The organism is Sphingopyxis macrogoltabida, assembly GCF_001314325.1.
GTDB classification, from domain to species: Bacteria; Pseudomonadota; Alphaproteobacteria; order Sphingomonadales; family Sphingomonadaceae; genus Sphingopyxis; species Sphingopyxis macrogoltabida.
Window position 1 is genome coordinate 5116642 of the sequence record NZ_CP009429.1, and the last position, 19510, is coordinate 5136151.

The 19510-nt window shown below is 66.5% G+C and carries 23 protein-coding genes; 13 read left to right on the top strand and 10 right to left on the bottom strand.

Going from position 1 to position 19510, the window contains the following annotated elements; all coding sequences use genetic code 11:
* The first annotated feature begins 44 nt into the window (after positions 1 to 44).
* From LH19_RS28900 to LH19_RS24735, 4 genes are all read left to right on the top strand, one after another.
* Positions 45 to 284 (top strand): DUF6894 family protein, encoded by a 240-nt coding sequence (locus tag LH19_RS28900; RefSeq protein WP_407696747.1) that lies wholly within the window; start codon positions 45 to 47, stop codon positions 282 to 284.
* A 10-nt stretch (positions 285 to 294) separates the two neighbouring features.
* Positions 295 to 537, top strand: a complete 243-nt coding sequence (locus LH19_RS24725; RefSeq protein ID WP_234716031.1) for a KTSC domain-containing protein — start codon at positions 295 to 297, stop codon at positions 535 to 537.
* 124 nt (positions 538 to 661) lie between these two features.
* Positions 662 to 1336 (top strand): guanitoxin biosynthesis heme-dependent pre-guanitoxin N-hydroxylase GntA, encoded by a 675-nt coding sequence (gene gntA, locus LH19_RS24730; protein ID WP_054732616.1) that lies wholly within the window; start codon positions 662 to 664, stop codon positions 1334 to 1336.
* Positions 1333 to 1938: a DUF1989 domain-containing protein gene (locus tag LH19_RS24735; protein WP_054732619.1), complete on the top strand. Its 606-nt coding sequence runs from the start codon at positions 1333 to 1335 to the stop codon at positions 1936 to 1938. Before gntA ends, LH19_RS24735 begins: the two co-directional genes overlap by 4 nt.
* A gap of 229 nt (positions 1939 to 2167) precedes the next feature.
* Here the strand turns inward: LH19_RS24735 and LH19_RS24740 are convergent, their stop codons facing one another.
* Positions 2168 to 3049: an NAD(P)H-hydrate dehydratase gene (locus LH19_RS24740; RefSeq protein WP_234716032.1), complete on the bottom strand. Its 882-nt coding sequence runs from the start codon at positions 3047 to 3049 to the stop codon at positions 2168 to 2170.
* Complete coding sequence (locus LH19_RS24745) at positions 3042 to 3803, bottom strand: histidine phosphatase family protein (RefSeq protein ID WP_054732625.1); 762 nt, start codon at positions 3801 to 3803, stop codon at positions 3042 to 3044. Before LH19_RS24745 ends, LH19_RS24740 begins: the two co-directional genes overlap by 8 nt.
* A gap of 184 nt (positions 3804 to 3987) precedes the next feature.
* Here LH19_RS24745 and LH19_RS24750 point away from each other — a divergent pair, with 184 nt between their 5' ends.
* Both LH19_RS24750 and LH19_RS24755 read left to right on the top strand, forming a co-directional pair.
* Positions 3988 to 4743, top strand: coding sequence for a Crp/Fnr family transcriptional regulator (locus LH19_RS24750; RefSeq protein WP_158514484.1), 756 nt, complete (start codon positions 3988 to 3990; stop codon positions 4741 to 4743).
* Between the two features lie 126 nt (positions 4744 to 4869).
* A complete protein-coding gene (locus LH19_RS24755) occupies positions 4870 to 7461 on the top strand; it encodes a TonB-dependent receptor domain-containing protein (RefSeq protein WP_082396157.1) in 2592 nt (863 codons plus the stop codon).
* Positions 7462 to 7517: 56 nt separating this feature from the next.
* Here the strand turns inward: LH19_RS24755 and LH19_RS24760 are convergent, their stop codons facing one another.
* Both LH19_RS24760 and LH19_RS24765 read right to left on the bottom strand, forming a co-directional pair.
* Positions 7518 to 8285: a sulfite exporter TauE/SafE family protein gene (locus LH19_RS24760; protein WP_054589653.1), complete on the bottom strand. Its 768-nt coding sequence runs from the start codon at positions 8283 to 8285 to the stop codon at positions 7518 to 7520.
* A 123-nt stretch (positions 8286 to 8408) separates the two neighbouring features.
* Complete coding sequence (locus tag LH19_RS24765) at positions 8409 to 9335, bottom strand: LysR family transcriptional regulator (protein WP_054732635.1); 927 nt, start codon at positions 9333 to 9335, stop codon at positions 8409 to 8411.
* Between the two features lie 83 nt (positions 9336 to 9418).
* On the opposite strand from LH19_RS24765, the gene LH19_RS24770 reads away from it, so the two are divergent.
* Positions 9419 to 9751, top strand: coding sequence for a hypothetical protein (locus LH19_RS24770; RefSeq protein ID WP_054589651.1), 333 nt, complete (start codon positions 9419 to 9421; stop codon positions 9749 to 9751).
* A gap of 195 nt (positions 9752 to 9946) precedes the next feature.
* Here the strand turns inward: LH19_RS24770 and LH19_RS24775 are convergent, their stop codons facing one another.
* From LH19_RS24775 to LH19_RS24785, 3 genes are all read right to left on the bottom strand, one after another.
* Positions 9947 to 10651, bottom strand: coding sequence for an RlmE family RNA methyltransferase (locus LH19_RS24775; protein WP_054732638.1), 705 nt, complete (start codon positions 10649 to 10651; stop codon positions 9947 to 9949).
* Complete coding sequence (locus LH19_RS24780; protein WP_054732641.1) at positions 10648 to 11739, bottom strand: Ppx/GppA phosphatase family protein; 1092 nt, start codon at positions 11737 to 11739, stop codon at positions 10648 to 10650. The genes LH19_RS24775 and LH19_RS24780 overlap by 4 nt, the downstream gene beginning before the upstream one ends.
* 188 nt (positions 11740 to 11927) lie before the next feature.
* The gene (locus LH19_RS24785; RefSeq protein WP_054732645.1) at positions 11928 to 12335 is read right to left on the bottom strand and encodes a glycine zipper 2TM domain-containing protein; all 408 of its coding nucleotides are present in this window, start codon (positions 12333 to 12335) and stop codon (positions 11928 to 11930) included.
* 164 nt (positions 12336 to 12499) lie between these two features.
* On the opposite strand from LH19_RS24785, the gene LH19_RS24790 reads away from it, so the two are divergent.
* Positions 12500 to 13504, top strand: a complete 1005-nt coding sequence (locus LH19_RS24790) for an esterase-like activity of phytase family protein (protein WP_054732648.1) — start codon at positions 12500 to 12502, stop codon at positions 13502 to 13504.
* Between the two features lie 37 nt (positions 13505 to 13541).
* Here LH19_RS24790 and rpmB read toward each other — a convergent pair whose 3' ends face one another.
* On the bottom strand, positions 13542 to 13835 hold the full coding sequence (rpmB, locus tag LH19_RS24795; RefSeq protein WP_054589960.1) for a 50S ribosomal protein L28: 294 nt from the start codon (positions 13833 to 13835) through the stop codon (positions 13542 to 13544).
* 140 nt (positions 13836 to 13975) lie between these two features.
* Between rpmB and tadA the strand changes: the two genes are divergently transcribed.
* The gene (tadA, locus tag LH19_RS24800) at positions 13976 to 14431 is read left to right on the top strand and encodes a tRNA adenosine(34) deaminase TadA (protein ID WP_054732650.1); all 456 of its coding nucleotides are present in this window, start codon (positions 13976 to 13978) and stop codon (positions 14429 to 14431) included.
* Positions 14432 to 14607: 176 nt separating this feature from the next.
* Here tadA and LH19_RS24805 read toward each other — a convergent pair whose 3' ends face one another.
* Positions 14608 to 15309: an NAD-dependent deacylase gene (locus LH19_RS24805; RefSeq protein WP_054732654.1), complete on the bottom strand. Its 702-nt coding sequence runs from the start codon at positions 15307 to 15309 to the stop codon at positions 14608 to 14610.
* Positions 15310 to 15427: 118 nt separating this feature from the next.
* Between LH19_RS24805 and dapB the strand changes: the two genes are divergently transcribed.
* The 3 genes from dapB (at position 15428) to nth (ending at position 18068) form a co-directional block, all read left to right on the top strand.
* Positions 15428 to 16153 carry a 4-hydroxy-tetrahydrodipicolinate reductase gene (gene dapB, locus LH19_RS24810; RefSeq protein WP_054732657.1) on the top strand — a complete coding sequence of 242 codons (726 nt, stop codon included), beginning with the start codon at positions 15428 to 15430 and terminating at the stop codon, positions 16151 to 16153.
* Positions 16154 to 16215: 62 nt separating this feature from the next.
* Positions 16216 to 17394: a M48 family metallopeptidase gene (locus tag LH19_RS24815; RefSeq protein ID WP_054732661.1), complete on the top strand. Its 1179-nt coding sequence runs from the start codon at positions 16216 to 16218 to the stop codon at positions 17392 to 17394.
* On the top strand, positions 17391 to 18068 hold the full coding sequence (gene nth / locus LH19_RS24820) for an endonuclease III (protein ID WP_054732664.1): 678 nt from the start codon (positions 17391 to 17393) through the stop codon (positions 18066 to 18068). The genes LH19_RS24815 and nth overlap by 4 nt, the downstream gene beginning before the upstream one ends.
* 4 nt (positions 18069 to 18072) lie before the next feature.
* Here the strand turns inward: nth and bdcA are convergent, their stop codons facing one another.
* Entirely contained in the window at positions 18073 to 18786 is a 714-nt protein-coding gene (gene bdcA / locus LH19_RS24825; protein WP_054732667.1) for an SDR family oxidoreductase, read from the bottom strand.
* A gap of 73 nt (positions 18787 to 18859) precedes the next feature.
* Here bdcA and LH19_RS24830 point away from each other — a divergent pair, with 73 nt between their 5' ends.
* A complete protein-coding gene (locus LH19_RS24830; protein WP_054732670.1) occupies positions 18860 to 19453 on the top strand; it encodes a TetR/AcrR family transcriptional regulator in 594 nt (197 codons plus the stop codon).
* The last annotated feature ends 57 nt before the right edge of the window (positions 19454 to 19510 follow it).

A 19510-nucleotide genomic window follows, 5' to 3' on the forward strand; every position in this document is an offset into this window, starting at 1 on the left:
CGGATAGTCCGAACAAAGGGCCGGGAGTTTTCCGATGCCGCAATATTTCTTCAACACCTCGAACGGAATATTTCTTCAACACCTCGAACGGATCGCCGCATATCGACGACGCCGGCATGGACCTTCCCGACATCGCAGCGGCGCGGCGCGAGGCGATCCGCTATGGCGGCAGCCTGCTCAGCGACGATCCCGACATGGTGATGCAGGACAATGGTTTGCGCATCGATGTGGTCGACGAAGCCGGTAGCCGCTGTTTCGCGGTGCGGGTGACAATCGAAGACTAGGCCCGCCGGCGTGCGTAGCTGCCCCATCGAGCGGTCATCGATGATCGAGGGCGCGGCGTTCGATGCTGATGCTGCGATTTTGTGCATCCGTTTTCGGGACAATGGCACCTATTTCTATTTCGACGTTCCCGAGCACCTGTTCGACGGGCTGTGCAAGGCTGCCTCGGCCGGGACGTTTTTCAACGAGCGGATCAGGGACCGGTTTCGCTGCGAGCGCGACCCCGAACGGCGGCGCTTCCGTCCGGAAGCATAGAAGCCTGCCCTCGTCGGCGCACGCATCTTTGGAATCTAGGCAATCTGGGTTAAGTTTCCCGCAAATACCGGCGTCGGCCGGGCGGCTGCGGGGAGCCAACGCATGCGCCATTCGTTCGTTCGACATGCCTGACCCAAAGACCGACAATCCGTCCGCTTGCTTTGCGGAATTCATTGCCGACCGCGATTTCCCCTGTCTCGGCGCCAAATCGGCGCTCGCGAATGGCGGAATCCGGGTGATCGCGGCACGCGACCTGACGAGTGGCTGGAACGACCTTGCGATCCACCGCGCCCTGATCGACTGGGCGCATTCCTATCGTGACGACCCAAGCGGTTTTCGCAGCCTTGTCGTCATTTTCGACGGGCCGGGCGATCTCGACGAGAAACAGTTCGAGGCGGCGCTGTGGGACCGGCTCCAGTCGCTTGCCGACAAGGATGCGTGGAAGGGGATGGACTATGATCCGCGCGTCTGCGCAGATCCCCGCAATCCCCATTTCTCGCTGAGCTTCGCCGGCGAGGCCTATTTCGTCGTCGGGCTCCACCCGCGCGCCTCGCGCCCGGCCCGGCGCTTTGCCCGGCCGGCACTCGTCTTCAATCTGCATGACCAGTTCGAACGGTTGCGCACCTCCGGGCGCTACGAGCGGATGCGCGAGCGCATTCTGGCGCGCGACGCCGAACTGGCGGGGAGCGTCAATCCGATGCTCGCGCGCCACGGCGAGGTGAGCGAGGCGGCGCAATATAGCGGCCGTGCGGTCGGTCCCGGCTGGACGCCGCCCTTTCGCGATCCGCGATCGGCATGACAGTCGCGGTGATTCCGCCGCGCAGCGGCGTCGCATTTCCCCTGCGCACCGGCGAGGTGCTGCGCGTGATCGACCCCGAAGGCGGGCAGGTCAGCGATATGCTTGCCTTCATGGCGGCCGATGTCGGCGAGGCGCTCTCGAACGGGCGCACCTTCGACTATGAGGAGACGATCCGGCTCACGGCGGGAAACCGGCTGTGGTCGAACCGCTCGCAGCCGATGCTGGAGATCGTCGAGGATCGCGCCGGTACGCATGATTTCCTGCTGACGCCATGCAGCGAGGCGACCTTTCGCCACTTCTACCCCGACAAGCCGGTTCACCGCGGCTGCTTCGGCAATCTCGCCGAAGCGCTGGCGCCGTTCGGGATCGGCCCCGACGCGATCCCGGTCGCGTTCAACATCTTCATGAACGTGCCGGTCGATGGCGACGGGAAGCTTCGCGTGATCGCCCCTGCGACGCGGGCGGGCGATTTCATCCGCCTGCGTGCGCTCGCCGATCTGGTCGTCGGGCTGACCGCCTGCTCGGCCTATGATAGCTGCGGCGGCGCCTTCAAGCCGATCCACTATGCGATCGAGCGCCAAGCGCCGGGCGTCGAATCATGATCCAGATCATATATCGGCAAAAAAGCTCGCGCCGACGCGGTTTGCCGTGTTGACGCCGGTCCGGGTGCCGATAACATCCCATGCACTACCTGACCTTCCGTCACCAATCGCGGAAGGACACTGTTGGGCTCGCCTCCCGATCGCGTAGCCATATGCATCAGAGGCCGGAAAGGCTCCGCCGCAAGGCGGGGCCTTTTTGCCAGTCGGGAACGCGTCGCGCCGGCGCGGGTCAGACGCCGCGCATCAGCCCCGGCACGAGCGGCAGCAGTTCGCGGGCGAGATAGCCGATCGGCCCGACGGTTTCGGCCAGCCGCCGCCCCGCTTCGCCATGCAGCCATATCCCCCACGCGCTGGCGTGCAGCGGCGAGAGCCCTTGCGCGCCGAGCCCGGCGATCAGCCCCGCGAGCACGTCGCCCGACCCGCTGACCGCAAGGCCGAGGCCGCCGCCGGCATAGGAGAGGCACGTTCCTTCGGCCATCAGGTGGCTCGTCGCGCCCTTCACCATGACGGCGGTGCGATAGGTTTCGGCGGCGCGGGCGAGCGCCGCCAGCGGGTCGCGCGCGACCTCGTCCCGTTCGGTGTCGAGCAGCGCCGCGAGTTCGCCCTCGTGCGGGGTGAGCACCGTATGCCGGCCGCGTGCGGCCAAGGCATCGGCATGGTCGGTCGCGGCGCGAAGCGCGAAGGCGTCGAGCAGCAGGAACATGTCGTCGGGCAGCGCGGGCAGCAGCGCGGCGAGCAGCGCCCGGACGCCATCCTCGTCGATCATCGCCGGCCCGAAGACGATCGCATCGTGGTTGGCGATTTCGGCGAGCAGCAGCTCGGCGCTGTCGGGCGCGATCTCGCCGCCCGGGGTTTCGGGCAGCGCGACGACTGCACACGCCGGAAAGGCGACGCCGATGGCCAGTGCGGCGGAGGCGATGGTGGCGATCGTCACCTTGCCGGCGCCGGCGCGGAACGCCGCCTCGGCGGTGAGCAGCATGCCCCCCGGCACGCGGCGGCAGCCGCCGATGACGAGCACCCGCCCGCGGCCGTTCTTGTCGACATTGTCGTGGTGATCGGGAAGCGGGTTCGCCTTGAGCCAGGCGGTGTCGAGCGGGACGGGCTCAGCCACGCGCGGCGACCATCGCATCGGGTTCGCGGGTGACAGGAACCTCGCCCGCCATCGGCGCCGTCACATTGTAGCGCGACAGGACGAGGTTGCCGTCGCGACCGATCTTCGGATCGAAGCGATATTCGGTGATCGCGCAATTGGCGACGTCGCCCTTTTTATCGATGCCGAGGATTTCACGCTCGCCGAGATTTTCGATGATCGTGCGCAGGCACAGAACGACGACCTGGTGCGCGACGATCATCACGCGGCGGCCGCCATAATGCAGCGACACGGTGTCGAGCAGCGAGCGCAGCCGCAGGATGACGTCGCACCAGCTCTCGCCGCCCGGCGGGCGATGATAGAATTTGCCGAGCGTTGCGCGAAATTCGGCCTGTTCGGGATGCGTCGCCTCGATGCCGAGCCGGGTGAGGCCGTCGAGAATGCCGAATTCCTTTTCGCGCAGGCGTTCGTCGATGCAGATTTTCTCGTCGGCCTCGCAGCCGCCCGCGGCGCGGAAAATCTCGGCGGTCTGGATCGCGCGGACATAGGGCGAGGCGAGCATGATTTCGGGGCGCCCGTCTTCCTCGCCCGCCGCGAACCATTCGCCGAGTGCGCGCGATTGCTCCTCGCCGAGCGCCGACAGCGGGACATCGACGTCGCGGTGATCGAGCGCGATACGCAGGTCGCCGGCGGCGTCGGCGGCGTCGCGCGCGACATTGCCGGCGCTCTGGCCGTGGCGAACGACCCACAGCACCGAGGGCCAGCGGGGTGTCATCGCGATGTTCGGGTCCTTGCCATGGAAAAGGAACGCAGCGACGGCGTCGCGGTTGCGGATCGATGGTCCGATCGGCGGCGGTCGGCTTCCAGCAAAAAGATTCGCCTCCGCCGCAAACTTAACCTGTGTGAATGTGAGTCTGTCACATACCGCACATCACGCGCCTATGACGGGGGCGTACAGCGTGACATTCGGCCGCATTCTCAATCGACTGCTCAGCCCCGCCGAACGGATGGTGTGGGAAGCCAGCCTCGCGCGCAACGCGCGCGACTATGCCAAGGGCATCGACATCGCCCGCGAGGGCGAGCGTCCCGCCGCGCTGCGCATCGTGCTGTCGGGCTGGGTGCAGAAATACAAGCAACTGCCCGACGGCCGCCGCCAGATCCTCGCGCTCGTCCTGCCCGGCCAGGCTTGCGATCTCGACCTGTTCACGGTGGCGCGCACCGACCATTCGCTGGCGGCGGTGCGGCGGCTGACGGTCGCCGAAATCGGCCGTCAGGAGGCGGCGGCGCTGCTCCGCCAATGCCCGAACCTCGCGCAACTGCTGTGCTGGGGCGAGATCGTCACCGCGGCGATCCAGCGCGAATGGACGATCAATATCGGCCAGCGCAACGCGATCGAGCGCGTTGCGCAACTGATGTGCGAAATCTTCGCGCGGCAGCAGGGCATCCCGGCGGCGGGCGGCGGCGAATGCGATTTCCTGCTCACCCAGTGGCAGCTCGCCGAGGCGACGGGGCTGACCCAGGTGCACGTCAACCGCACGGTGCAGGAATTGCGGCGGCGCTGTTCGGTCGAATTGCGCAACCTCCGGCTGTTCATTCCCGACTTTGCCGAACTTGCCGATATCGCGGCGTTCAACGCCAATTATCTCCATCTCGACGAAACCGAGCTGGCGGTCGACCGGGCCGCGGGCTTGTTCGGCGGCATCGGGCGCGACTGAGCGGGCGGCTGCCGTTCGTCATAATCCTGCAAGATTTCTTGCCCGGTCAGATGTCCCCCGGTCGCTGTCGTGCGTCCTTCCCTTTCGATAGCCCGGCAAAGCGGGCGCCAAGGGGGACGATATTTCATGCGACTGTTCAGACTAGCCCTTCATGCTTCGATCGCGACGAGTGCATTGGCCGCGGCGGCGCTCGCCGCGCCCGCGCAGGCGCAGGCAGAAGATCGGACCTATCGCTTCGCCATCCCGGCGCAGGATATGAAGGCCAGCCTCCGCGCGCTGGCGCGGACCTCGGGGCAGCAGATCGGCTTCGACAGCGCGGCGCTGCAGGGCAAGCGGGCGCCGGCGCTTAACGGCACCTTCTCGGTCCGCGACGGCGTGGCGCGGCTGCTCGCGGGCTCGGGGCTCGAACCGAGCTGGGGGCGTTCGGGCGTGCTCGTCATCCGCCCCGCGCCGCGCAAGCCGGGCGGCGCTGCCTATCAGGCGCCGAACCGGGGCGCGGACGCGGCCATGGCCGGCGCCGACGACGGCGAAATCGTCGTCACCGCACGCAAGTCCGACGAACGCATCCAGGACGTGCCGGTGTCGCTGACCGCGGTGACCGCCGACGCGCTGCGCGATCGCGGCGCGGCGGACATCAAGGATGTGCTGCGCAGCGTGCCGGGGCTCGCCAATTACGGCACCGAACGCGGGCTCTCGCGCTACAGCATTCGCGGCCTGTCGACCTATGCCTCGTCGCCGACGGTCGGCATCTATCTCGACGATATCTCGCTGGTGACGGTGTCGACCACCTTCAGCGGCGCCTATGACCCGATGTTCTTCGACATGGAGCGCGTTGAGGTGCTGAAGGGGCCGCAGGGTACGCTCTATGGCGGCAGCGCGATGGGCGGCGCGATCAAATATGTCAGCGCACGTCCCGATCCGACGCGGTTCAGCGTCGATACCGCGATCGGTGCGGCGATCACCGACGGCGGCGGACCGTCGTATAATGGCGAAGTCGTGGTCAATGCGCCGATCGTCGAGGACAAGCTCGCGGTGCGCGCGGGCTTTTATTACCGCCACGACGGCGGCTTCGTCGACAACCGGCCGGGCGATATCCGCGTCCTGTTGCGGTCGAGCACGCCTTTCCCCGATTATACGCCGGTGGTGCAGGACAGCCTGTCGACGCGGACCAAGAAGAACCGCAACTATGGCGACACCTATGTCGGGCGGCTGTCGTTCGAATGGCGCCCCGACGAGAGCTGGACGATCCGGCCGCAGCTTTTCTACCAGGATTACAAGCAGGGCGACACCGGCGACATGTTCATCGGCCGCCCCGACCGGTCGGGCTCCTATCGCATCGCCCAGCCCAATTACGACCGCGCCGGCATCTACAGCCTCAGCGTCGAGAAGGAGCTGGGCGGGGTGAAGGCGACGTCGCTGACCGCCTATTTCGACCGCACGTTCCGCTACGTCCGCGATTACAGCTTTTACATCGGCGGGTTGATCCCGGTGCTGTATCCGTTCACCAGCACCAACACTTCGGACAGCTTCACCAAGACGTTCAGCCAGGAAGTGCGGCTGGCGTCGGACAATGATTCGCCGTTCAAATGGGTGATCGGCGGCTATTATTCGAGCCAGGACGACCGGCTGATCCAGGCAGTCAACACCCCGGGGATGAGCGCCTTCTTCGGTACCGATCTTGCCTATTACGGAAATATCTTCACCAACACGAAGCAATATGCCGGCTTCGGCGAGGCAAGCTATGCGCTGTTCGACGGCTTCGACGTCACCGCGGGCGTCCGCGTGTTCAAGGTCGAGCAGCTCGTCAACGCGCGCACCGACGGGGTGTTCGCGGGCGGCCCGAATGCGATCCCCGACCGCCGCAACAAGGAAGACGGGATCAATCCCAAATTCGGCCTGTCGTACAAGGTGACGCGCGACAATCTCCTCTATGCCTCGGCCGCCAAGGGTTTCCGCCCCGGCGGGATCAATCGCGACCGGATCGACCCCGATCTCTGCCGTACCGATCTCGACCAGCTCGGCATCGAAAACGCGCCTGACAGCTTCGGATCGGACAATCTGTGGACCTATGAAGCCGGGACCAAGAATATGTTCGGCGGCGGCAAGGTGATGCTCAACGCATCGGCCTATTATACCGAATGGAAGGAGATTCAGCAGGCGATCGGGCTGCCGAGCTGCGGCTTCGGCTTTACCGACAATGTCGGCAGCGCGGAAGTGAAGGGCTTCGAACTCGAGGCGCGCGTCGAACCGCTCCGCGGCTTCCAGATCGGCGGGACCGCTGCCTATACCAGCAGCAAGATCACCGAAGCGGTTCCGGGCACCTCGGCAAAGAAGGGCGACGCGTTGCCCGACGTGCCGAAGTGGATGGCGACCGCCTATGCCGGGTACCGGACCGAATTGTCGGGGCTGTGGGAACTCGATGTCCGCGGCGAATATCAGTATCAGGGCAAGGCGCCCTATACGTTCGATACCGAGGTGCCGATCACCTTCCCGGGCGGCGAGGTCGACTTTATCCCGAACCCGATCCTCGAGCGGAAAAGCTATCAGGTCGTCAACGCCTTCGCGTCATTGAGCCGCGACAATACGACCGTCCGGCTCTACGCCAACAACCTGTTCAACGTCCATCCGCAGCTCGACACCGACCTGTCGATCGGCGCCGACCGTTTCTCGACGATCCGCCCGCGGAACTTCGGTGTCGAATTGCGGCAGGGCTTCTGAGGGCAGCTTTTCGGCCGGAACCAGACGTATTGATATACGGATTTGTTACCCGCGGATCACATCAGCGCGCGGTAGAGACCGAAGGCACTTGTGGCGGTCAGCACGACCCCCACAAGGGTCAGCATCAGCTTGACCGAGAAGCGCTTGGCCATGAAGGCGCCGAGCGGTGCGGCGAGGACGCCGCCGATCAGCAGGCCAAGCGTCGCGCCGGCGATATCGGCGATGCCGAGGTTCCAGATGAAGGTCGCCGAGACCGCGAGGGTCAGGAAGAATTCGACGCTGTTGACCGTGCCGACGACCTTGCGCGGCTCGGCGCCCTGGACAAGCAGGTTCGAAGTGACGACCGGTCCCCAGCCGCCGCCGCCGGCAGCGTCGAGGAAGCCGCCGACGAGGCCGAGCGGCGCGATGACGGTCGGTTTCTGGATCTTGGGCGGATAGAGCAGGCCGCGGACGAGCAGCCAGATACCGATCGCGACCAGATAGGCGAGCACGAAGGGCTTGACGATATCGGCATGCAGGGAGGTCAGTACGTAAGCGCCGAGCACCCCGCCGATGACCCCGGGAATGAGCAGTTTCCAGAACAGCGACCATTCGATGTTGCGATGAAGCAGATGGCTGATCCCCGACACGCCGGTGGTGAACACCTCGACGACGTGGATGCGCGCCGAAGCGACCGCCGGCGGCACGCCAAGTACCGCGACGAGCAGGGTGTTGCAGATGACGCCGAAGGCCATGCCGAGCGCGCCGTCGACGAGCTGGGCAGCGAAGCCGATGAGGATGAAGGGCAGCAGCGCGGAAACGTCGATGGCCGCAAAATCTAGCATGATGTCATCCCAACCCGTTTAGTTGACAACTCGCTGCCGCCTTTTTGGAGGATTCGCCAGCGCAATTTTTCTGCGGGCGGCAAAGGGATTTGTTTCCACGTCGGAACGAGGCGGCCTGCCGGACTATCCGGTAACGTCATCGGGCAGGTAATCGCGCACATAATCGATGAAGGCGCGCAGCTTCGGCATCACCTGTTTGCGGCTGGGATAATAGAGGAACAGGCCCGAGGTCGAGCAGGCATGGTCGCCGAGCACGAGTTCGAGTTCGCCCGCGGCGATCATCGCCTTGACCACCGGCTCGGCAGTCATGCCCATCGCGACCCCGGCGCGCACCGCGACCATCATCGCGGTGAAGTCGTTGACGATCACCGGCCCGGTCACCCCGACCTCGATCTCGCGATTCCCCTTCTCGAACGTCCATGGCATTAACGCGCCGCTTCCCATGCGCATGCGCACGCAGCGGTGACCCCGCAGTTCGTCGGGGCTCGCCGGGCGGCCATATTTTTCGAGATAACCCGGGGTTGCGACCGCGACGAAGCGGAATGGCCCGGTCAGGCGAACCGCGATCACGTCGGCGTCGAGCGATTCGCCCATGCGAACGCCGGCATCGAAACCGCCGGCGCTAAGATCGGCGAGCGCGTCCTCGGCATAGATTTCGAGCTCGATCTCCGGATAGGTTTCGCAGAAGCCCGCGATGATCGGCTCGAACAAGGGCTGGACCGCACCGCGCATCAGGTTGATGCGCAGCCGGCCGGCAGGGCGGTTGCCGAGGTTGCGCGCCGCTTCATAGGCGTCGGCGAGGCCCGAATAGGCGGGGGCGGCGCGTTCGTGGAACATCTCGCCCGCCTGCGTCAGGCCGACGCTGCGCGTCGTGCGCATGAATAAAGGCGCGCCGACGCGCGCTTCGAGCGCCTTGATCGTCTGGCTGATTGCCGAGGGGGAAACGCCGAGATCGGCGGCCGCGGCGGAAAAGCTCCGCCTTTCCGCAACACGCAGGAAAGCTTCGATCCCGTCGAGCGCCCCATGGGGGATTGTTAAATCCTGCTTCAAGGCACTTGCAGATTATAGAGGATTATCTATTTGCGCAACCGCAGCTAAAAAGGTTGCACAACGAAACGAAAGGAACCTCTCCCATGGCCTATCAGCTCTCCTCTTTCCGCCGCTTCCCCTCCGCTTTCGCCATCGTCGCCGGTTCGGCGCTTGCTTTCGGCGGCCTGATCGCTTCGACTTCGCCGGCTTATGCGCAGTCGGGTGACTATCGCTGCACCGGCCTCGCCGAGCAGGCTTCGACCGCCGCCGAAGGCGCGAACGCCGGCCAGAAGGCCAGCGCCAAGCGCTTCGTCTCGACCGGCAAGAAGCTTTGCGAAGCGGGCAACGAACGCGCCGCCGCCAAGCAGTTCCGCGCCGCGCTGAAGATTGCCGGCGTTGCCGAACTCGAAGGCGACAGCCAGGTCGCGTCGCGCTGAACGATATAAGCCAGACGTACCAATCTCCGGCCCGTCCTCTCCCTCTCCCCGACGGGCTCCCAAACTGGGGCGGCACTCATAACGAGGCCGCCCCATTTGTTTGTGCGATGTGTCGATCGAGCGGGCGCGGGAGCGGCGGTTAGGGAACTTCCGCTTCCTACCCCGAAGCGGACCTTCACCTGGACGGCAGGCCGCCTATTCGGTTGCCTCGTCCACGCGCCCTTTGAACCCCTGTGCGATGACGTAAAGCTCAGGCGAGCCCTTGCGGCTGGCGGGGGGCTTGGCGTGCTTGACCGTCGTGAAATGGCGCTTGAGCAGAGTCAGAAGGTCGCGGTCGGCGCCGCCGGCGAAGACCTTCGCGACGAAGGCGCCGCCGGGGACGAGATTCTGCACCGCAAAGTCGGCGGCGGTCTCGGCGAGGCCGATGGTCCGCAAATGGTCGGTCTGGGGATGGCCGACGGTGTTTGCGGCCATGTCCGAAATGACGAGGTCGGGGGCGCTGCCGAGCGCCTCGATCAGTGCATCGGGGGCGGCGTTGTCCATGAAGTCCATCTCGAGGATCGCGACCCCCTCGATCGGTTCGCAGGCGAGCAGGTCGATGCCCGCGACGCGCGCGCGCGGGTTGGTCTTGCGCGTCACCTGCGACCAGCCGCCGGGCGTGATGCCCAGGTCGACGACGGCGCGCGCCTTTTTGAGGAAACCGAATTTCTCGTCGAGCTCGATCAGCTTGTACGCGGCGCGCGAGCGATACCCTTCGGCCTGCGCGCGGCGGACATAGGGGTCGTTGAGCTGGCGTTGCAGCCAGCGCGTCGACGACACGCTACGCTTGCGCGCGGTCTTGACGCGCACATGCAGACCGCCCCGGCCACTTCCAACGCCTTTCCCGCTGCCGCCGCTCATTTGCGAAACTCGCGGCGGGTGACGGGAACGTCGCGGCCCTGCCGCGCCAGCGTGCGGAGGATGCCCTCGCGGATGCCGCGGTCGGCGACCCCGACGCGCGCCGCAGGCCACAGGTCGATGATGCTTTCGAGGATTGCGCAGCCCGCGACGACCAGGTCGGCGCGCTCGCGGCCGATGCAGGCGATTTCGGATCGGTCGGCGATGCTCGCGTCGGCGAGGCGGCGGCTGATCTCGCGCATCGCGTCCGAGGGCACGACCAGCCCGTCGACCGCGCGCCGGTCGTAACGCGGCAGGTCGAGGAAGACGCTGGCGAGCGTCGTTACCGTGCCGCTGGTGCCGAGCAGGCGGAGGGGCTGTCCGGCGAAGCGTTCGGCGCGGCCGGCGAAGGCGGCGAACGCCTCGCGCGTCACTTCGCGCATCTGCGCGTAGCAGGCTTGCCGCGCGGCGAGGCTGTCTTCGGCGGCGGAGGCATGTTCGGTCAGCGACACGACGCCCCACGGGACGCTGATCCAGTCGCGGATCATGACGTCGTCGTCCGACGCGTCGATGTGCATCAGCTCGGTCGAGCCGCCGCCGATGTCGAAGATCAGCGCCGGGCCGTCGCCCGCCTCCATCAGATTGTGGCAGCCGAGCACGGCGAGCTTCGCCTCTTCGGCGGCCGAGATGATGTCGAGTGCGATGCCGGTCTCGCGCTTCACCCGTTCGGCGAGTTCTTCGCCGTTGCTCGCGCGGCGGCACGCTTCGGTGGCGACGGCGCGCGACAGGGTGACGTGGCGGCGGCGCAGCTTGTCGGCGCAGACCGACAGCGCGGCGACGGTGCGGTCCATCGCCGCCTGGCTGATCTTGCCGGTGCCGTGCAGCCCCTCGCCAAGGCGGACGATGCGCGAGAAGGCATCGATGACCACCAGTTCGCCGCCCTGCGGGCGCGCGATCAGCAGCCGGCAGTTGTTAGTACCGAGATCGATGGCGGCATAGGTGCGCGGCCGATGGATCGGCACGGGCCGCGATTCGGCGCCTGCCTTGTTTTGCCCTTTCGCCGCCGGCACGGGCCGCGGCGATCGCCCCGAAGGCGCTGCCATTTGCCGCATGGCTAGTATGACCTGTCTAATCTCACGCGCCTGCAACACCGCAGACGTGCACTTGGGCGCGAGATTAGGCTTGCGGCCGCCTATTGGCAAGTCCGGCCCCCTTTCGGGCGGGCGCAAGCAAAACCCCGCCCGGCGCAGGCCGGACGGGGCAAAGGAGGGTATAAGGTTATTGGAGCTCGGGTCAGGCCTTAACGGCAGCCGTCATTGCCCTTGTCGATGGCGCGGCCGGCGAGAGCGCCGACGGCACCGCCGATGATCGTTCCGACCGTACGGTCGCCGCGGCCCGCGATTTCGTGGCCGGCAAGGCCGCCCGCAACCGCACCGATGATCGTGCCGCCGGTGCCGTTGTCGCACTGGCGATAGCGACGGTTGTCGTAGCGGTTGTTGTAATAGCGACGATCGTTGCGATAGTCGCGGCGGTCGGCGCGGCGATCGTAACGACGGTCATAGCGGCGGTCGTTCCGGTCATAGCGCACGTCATAGCTCGAATAGCCGTCGCGGTTGTAATAGCCGTTCTGCGCCGCGGCGGGCGTGGCGAGGCCCAGCGTCACGGTGGACATCAGGGCGGCGATCGAGAGAGTCACCATCTTTTTCATTTGTCTTCTCCTTCTTTCGTCGTTCGGCCCTTCAGGGCTGTGGTCGATGAAGGGGTTATGGGTGATTCGCATTGAGCGAAGCCTGAACGCGGCTGTTGGCTGGCGTTCAGCTTTGCGGGGCTCGGCGCTTCCCTTTCGCGGGCAAGCATTCTACGCCCCCGGCGATGCGCCGCCTGCTTCCCGCCGCCCTGATCTTCCTTGCGCTCGGGCCGGTTCCCGGCACGCATCTGCGTTTCCCCGAAACCGACCTTACCGAGCGCGTCGCAGTGCGTCCGCTGCGCTTTGCGGCAGGCGGGGATGGATCGCTGCGGTTCGTGCGCGGCTGGCACCTGACCAGCCCGCACAGCTATTTCGGCGGCTTCTCCGCGGTCGCGCGAATCGGTCCCGACCGCTTTCAGCTCGTCGGCGACAATGGCTATTGGACGCGGCTGACGCTGACCCCCGACGGGCAGCCGAGCCGGTTTCGTATCGCCGCCCTGCCGACCCCCGACGGGCGGCCGCGCCGCAAGTCGATGATCGATGCCGAGGCGATGATATTCGATCCGGCAAGCGGGAAGAGCTGGATCGCGCTCGAGGGGATCAACCAGATCTGGCGCCTCGACGCAGACCTTACCGCGATCGAATCGCGCCGCAAGCTGCCGGGACCGCCCTGGTGGCCGATCAATCGCGGACCCGAGGCGATGGCGCGGCTCGCCGACGGGCGGACGGTCGTCTTTTCCGAGGACGCCGACGACGACCCGCGCGGGCGCGAGGCGTTGCTCTATACCGGCGACCCGGCTGCCCCCGGACCGGCACCGGTTCGCTTCTTCTATAGCTCAGGCGGCAGGGGGCTGGTCAGCGATGCCGCGGCGCTGCCCGACGGGCGGATCCTGCTCGTCCACCGCCGGCTCGGCTTCGACCCGGTCTTCACGACGATCCTCGCGGTTCTCGATCCCGCCGATATCGGCAAGGATGCCGTGGTCGGCGCGCGCACGATCGGCCGGGTGCCGCGGTCGCTGGCCGAAAATTATGAAGGCGCCGCGGTGTCGGTCGAAGGCGGGCGCACCTTCCTCTGGCTGGTATCCGACGACAATTTCAACCTGTGGCAGCGCAGCCTGCTGCTGCAGTTCGAATTGGTCGGCCTGCCGCCGAAAAAGACGCCGGGCAGCAAAAAGGCGGCGCCGGAGTAACCGGGCCGCCCTTTGCGATTCGAATCGGGAAGAAAGCTCAGGCGGCCTTTTCGGCCAGCTTCTTCGCAACTTCCTTTTTCAGCTTGCGCGCCGAAGCCGAAAGCTGGTCGTCGCCGGCCTTGAGCAGCCAGTTGTCGAGACCGCCATTATGCTCGACCGTGCGCAGGCCGTGGGTCGACACGCGCAGCTTCACGCCCTTGCCGAGCGCGTCCGAGAGCAAAGTCACATTCTGCAGGTTGGGCAGGAAGGTGCGCTTGGTCTTGTTGTTGGCGTGGCTGACATTGTGGCCAACCTGGCGGCCCTTGCCGGTCAGTTCGCAGATGCGCGACATGATGCTCTTCCTCGTACAAAAAATTTCGGGTCGGCGTCCGGGCGCTTCCCGCAAAACGGGGAAGGACAGGTCCGGATGGGCCGGGAAAGGCGCGCGCTTATCGGCTTGCCGGGGATTCGTCAAGGGATTAGCGGGGAAGCATGTCCCGTTTCCCGCTGCCCGAACCCATGCGCCGCGCGCTCGATCTCGCCCGGATTGCCGCCGATTGGGGCGAAGTGCCCGTCGGTGCGGTGATCGTCAAGGACGGCGCGATCATCGCCGAAGGGCATAACCGCCCGCGCGAATCGCACGATCCGACCGCGCATGCCGAAATCGTCGCGATTCGCGCCGCGGCGGCGAAGCTCGGCAACGAACGGCTCGATGGTTGCGACCTGTATGTCACGCTCGAACCCTGCGCCATGTGCGCCGGGGCGATCGCCCACGCGCGCATCGCGCGGCTCTATTATGGCGCCGACGATCCGAAGGGCGGCGCTGTCGTCCACGGCCCGCGTATTTTCGCGCAGCCGACGGTGCATCATCGGCCGGAGATTTATGAGGGGCTCGGTGCGGGGGAGGCAGCAACGTTGCTGCGGGATTTTTTTGCAGCGCGGCGGTGATGCGGGAAGGGCCGCTTTGGGGTAGAAAGCGGACGTTCCAAAGCCTTGTCATTCCCGCGAAAGCGGGAACCCAGTGTGGGGTAAGCCCACGCACGCCCTGGGTCCCCGCTTTCGCGGGGATGACGAACCAGGAATGAATGAGCCGTCCGCTACCGGCCGAAAGCAGCCGCGCGGCGTTAGCCCAGCATCTCCTCGACCCATCCCGGCACCAGCGCGGTCGCCGGTCCGTGGCGGGCTTCGTCGAACCAGTGGCTGCCCTGGCTCGGTTCCATATTGAGTTCGAGCGTCCGGGCGCCCGCCGCACGCGCTTCGCGGACGAAACCCGCCGCGGGATAGACGGCGCCCGAGGTGCCGATCGAGACAAACAGGTCGGCGCGATTGAGGGCGCGGTAGATATCCTCCATATGATAGGGCATCTCGCCGAACCACACGACGTCGGGGCGGAGGTCTCCGGCGGTGCCGCACGCCGGGCAGGCGGGGCCGTCGCCGAGCGGACCGAGCCAGTCGCTGCGCGCGTCGCACGCGGTGCACCACGCCTTCAGATGCTCGCCGTGCATATGGAGCAGCCGCTTCGCCCCCGCGCGCTCGTGGAGATCGTCGACATTCTGCGTCACGACGAGCAATTCGCCCCGCCATCCGGCATCGAGCCGCGCGATCGCCGCGTGCGCGGCATTGGGCTCCTTCGTCTGGATCGCCGCGCGCCGCATGTCGTAGAAGCGCTGGACCAGCGCCGGGTCGCGCGCGAACGCCTCGGGCGTCGCGACATCCTCGACGCGGTGCTGCTCCCATAGGCCGCCGCCGTCGCGGAAGGTGTCGATGCCGCTTTCGGCCGACACGCCGGCGCCGGTCAGGATGACGATATTGTGGATGTCCTTCATCGCGTCACCCTATCCGCCCGCCCTGCGCGAAGTCGAGAGTGGTTTGGCGCGGCGCAACGTGGCTCGACTTCGCAGCGCAGCAACGGCTAAGGGGAGCGGGCAGAAGAGGGGACGCATCATGACCAGCATCGGCATTATCGGCAGCGAAGGCCGGATGGGCGTCGCGCTCGCCGCCGCGATCGCCGAAGCGGGGCAGCAGCGGCTCGGGATCGACAAGGGCGGCGACGTCGCGGCGCTCGCTGCCGACGCCGGGGTGCTCGTCGATTTCTCGTCGCCCGCAGCGCTTGAAGCGACGCTCGATGCCTGCGTCGCCGCGAAGACGCCGATCGTCATCGGCACCACCGGACTCGAGGAGCGCCATCACTGGCTGATCGACGAGGCGGCAAAGGATGTCGCGGTGCTCCAGACGGGCAACACCTCGCTCGGCGTCACGCTGCTCGCGCATCTGGTGCGCGAGGCGGCGGCGCGGCTCGGTGCCGACTGGGATATCGAAGTGCTCGAAATGCATCACCGGATGAAGGTCGATGCGCCGAGCGGCACCGCATTGCTGCTCGGGCAGGCAGCGGCCGAGGGGCGCGGGATCAGCCTCGACACCTGCTCCGAACGCGGACGTGACGGCCTCACCGGCGCGCGCGGGCATGGCAAGATCGGCTTCGCGAGCCTGCGCGGCGGCACCGTCGCGGGCGACCATGACGTGATTTTCGCGGGCTCCGAGGAAATGATCACCTTGTCGCACCGCGCCGAAAACCGGATGATCTTCGCGCGCGGGGCGGTGCGCGCGGCGCTGTGGCTGATCCACCAGCCGCCGGGACGCTACACGATGCCCGAAGTGCTGGGACTCTGACTGCCCGCTTGCCTGCACACTCTCCCCGTGTATTATAAAAACAATACAGTTGGAGGACTGCCATGAGTTTCGACCCCGCCGCCGCGACCAAGGCCTATATCGACGGGCTCGGGCCCGAAGCGCTCGCCAAGGCCGCATCCTACACCGTCGGCAGCGAATGGCTGAGCTTTTGGGGCGTCGTCGTCGCCGGGCTCGTCACCCTGATCTTCGTGCGCCTGCGCGTCCTCGACCGGCTCGACGCGCGGCTCGCAAAGCGCGGCTGGGCAATGCGCACCTTCCTGCTCTGCGCAGCCTTCATGCTGCTTTCGGCGCTCGTCACGCTGCCGTGGGATATCTACACGGGCTGGTGGCGCGAAACCGCCTATGGCCGGACCAGCCAGCCGCTCGGCGATTATCTGGGGCAAGGGGCGATCGGCATCGCGATCGCCGCGCTGTTCGGGGGGCTGTTCTTCCTCGGCATATATGCGCTGATCCGCCGCGCCGGAAAACGCTGGTGGATCTGGTCGGGCGGTCTCGCCGCTTTCGCCATTTCGGCGATGCTGCTCCTGTCGCCGATCGTGATCGAGCCGCTGTTCAACGATTACAAGCCGGTGCCCGCGGGGCCGGTGCGCGACGCGCTTGTCGTGCAGGCGAAGGACGCCGGGATCGAGCCCGATCGCATCTATATGTTCGACGGCTCGCGCCAGTCGAACAATTTCACCGCCAATGTCTCGGGCATCGGGCATTCGGCGCGCATCGCGATTTCGGACGTCGCGATAAAGGGCGCGTCGCTCGACGAGGTGCGGGCGGTGACGGGGCACGAGATCGGCCATTATGTGCTCGGGCACATCTGGATCATCGTGATCGTTTTCTCGCTGCTCGCGATCCTGCTCTTCTTCCTTGCCGACCGGCTGTTCCCGCGCATCGCGCGCGCGTTCGGTAGCGATGCGGCGATCGGCGACCCGCGCGGTTTTCCGGTGATGATGTTCATCCTCTCGCTCTTCGCCTTCCTCGCGCAACCGGTACAAAATACGCTGTCGCGCCTCGACGAGAGTTCGGCCGATGCCTATTCGCTGAAGACGGTGAACCTGCCCGACGCGCTGGCTAGCGCGCTCGTCAAGACCGCCGAATATCGCAACCCGCGCCCGAACGCGGTCGAGGAATTTCTCTTTTATTCGCATCCGTCGGTCGAGCGCCGGGTGCGCGCCGGAATGGACTGGAAAGCTGCACATCCGGCCGGGGCGGCGACCCCCGCGCCATGAAAAAGGCCGACATCTTCGAATTCTACCGCCGGCTTGCCGAGCTCAATCCGAGCCCCGAGACCGAGCTGCAGTTCGGCAACACCTATCAATTGCTCGTCGCGGTGGTGCTGTCGGCGCAGGCGACCGACGTCGGGGTGAACAAGGCGACAAGGCTGCTGTTCGAGGCGGTGAAGACGCCGCAGCAAATGGTCGACCTTGGCGAAGAGGGCCTCAAACAGCACATCAAGACGATCGGGCTGTTCAACGCCAAGGCCAAGAACGTCATCGCATTGAGCGAAATCCTCGTCCGCGATTTCGGGGGCGAGGTGCCCGCCGACCGCGACACGCTCGTCGAGCTTCCCGGCGTCGGGCGCAAGACCGCCAATGTCGTGATGAACTGCGCCTTCGGGGCCGAGACCTTCGCGGTCGACACGCATATCTTCCGCGTCGGCAACCGCACCGGCCTGGCGCCGGGCAAGACGGTGCTCGCGGTCGAAAAGAAGCTCGAGAAGGAAACCCCCGCGCCGTTCCGCGTCGGCGCGCACCACTGGCTGATCCTGCACGGCCGTTATATCTGCAAGGCGCGCACCCCCGAATGCTGGCGCTGTCCCGTCGACGATCTCTGCCGCTACAAGCCGAAGACGCCGGCGCCGAAGGGCAAGCGAACGAACGCCGGCCTGCCCTCCGCCGCCTGAGGCGTCACGCCCCGAACGCGCCGTCGATCGTGTGCATCGCGCCGGTGACAAAGCCCGCTTCGGGGCCCGCGAGCCAGGCGACCATGCCGGCGACTTCCTCGGGACGGCCATGGCGCTTGATCGCCATGAAGCTGTGCATCAGGTCGCGCATCGGGCCGTCCTCGGGATTCGCATCGGTATCGATGGGTCCCGGCTGGACGATGTTGATGGTGATCCCGCGCGGCCCGAAATCGCGCGCCAGCCCGCGCGCCATGCCCTGCAGCGCCGATTTGCTCAGCGCATAGGACGCCATGCCGGGGAGCGGCATGCGGTCGCCGTTGACCGATCCGATGACGATGATCCGCCCGCCCTCGGGCATCTGCCGCGCCGCCTCGACCGACGCATGATAGGGGGCGGTCACATTGACGCGGATCAGCCGGTCGACCTCGTCGGGATCGAGGTCGAGCGCGTCGCCGAACAGCGCGAAGCCTGCATTGACGACCAGTATGTCGAGCGGCCCGCTGTCGCGCACGCGCGCGATAACCGCGTCGCGATCGCTGCTGTCGGTCGGCACCGCGCTGCTGCCGGTTTCGGCCGCGAGCTGCTCTGCCGCCTCGCGCGACCCGTTATAGGTAAAGACGACCTTGGCGCCGTCGGATGCGAAGCGGCGGACGATGGCCGCACCGATGCCGCGGCTGCCGCCGAGGACCAGAACGGATTTTCCTTGGAAATCGGTCATGGGGAGATTCCTTGCTTATTAATGTAGGGATGACTACATAAAACTGGAAAGGCTCTCGTCAAGGTATTTTGTAATGGTAACTACAAATAAATCCCGTGCCCGCGGACGCCCGCGCCGCTTCGATCCCGACGCGGCGGTCGTGACGGCGCAGCAGCTTTTTCACGAACGCGGCTATGACGCCGTCAGCGTCGCCGACGTCACCGATGCGCTGGGGATCAATCCGCCGAGCTTCTATGCCGCCTTCGGCAGCAAGGCCGGCCTCTATGCGCGCGTGCTCGATCACTGGACCGCCACCGAGGCAATCCCGCTCGCCGACATCCTGCGCCCCGATGTCCCGGTTGTCGACGCGCTTGCGGCGCTGCTCGAGGAGGCTGCGCGCCGCTATGCATCCGATCCGGCGGCGGGCGGCTGCCTCGTGCTCGAAGGCACGCGTTGCAACGACGAGGGCGCGCGCGAAGCCGCCCGCGCGCTGAACGAGGGGGCCGAAACATTCATCCGCGACTATGTCGCCGCCCGCCATCCGGACGCTGCGGGTGAAGTCGCCGATTTCGTCAGCACGGCGATGTCGGGGCTTTCGGCAAAGGCGCGCAGCGGGCACGACCTGCCCCGGCTCCTCGCCACCGCCCGTCTCGCGGGCCGCGCGCTCGCGCTGACGCTGCCTGCCTGAACGCCGAGCGCCGATCCCCTCTTGCGAAGCGGCGCGGAGGCGGCATAACCCGTTGCC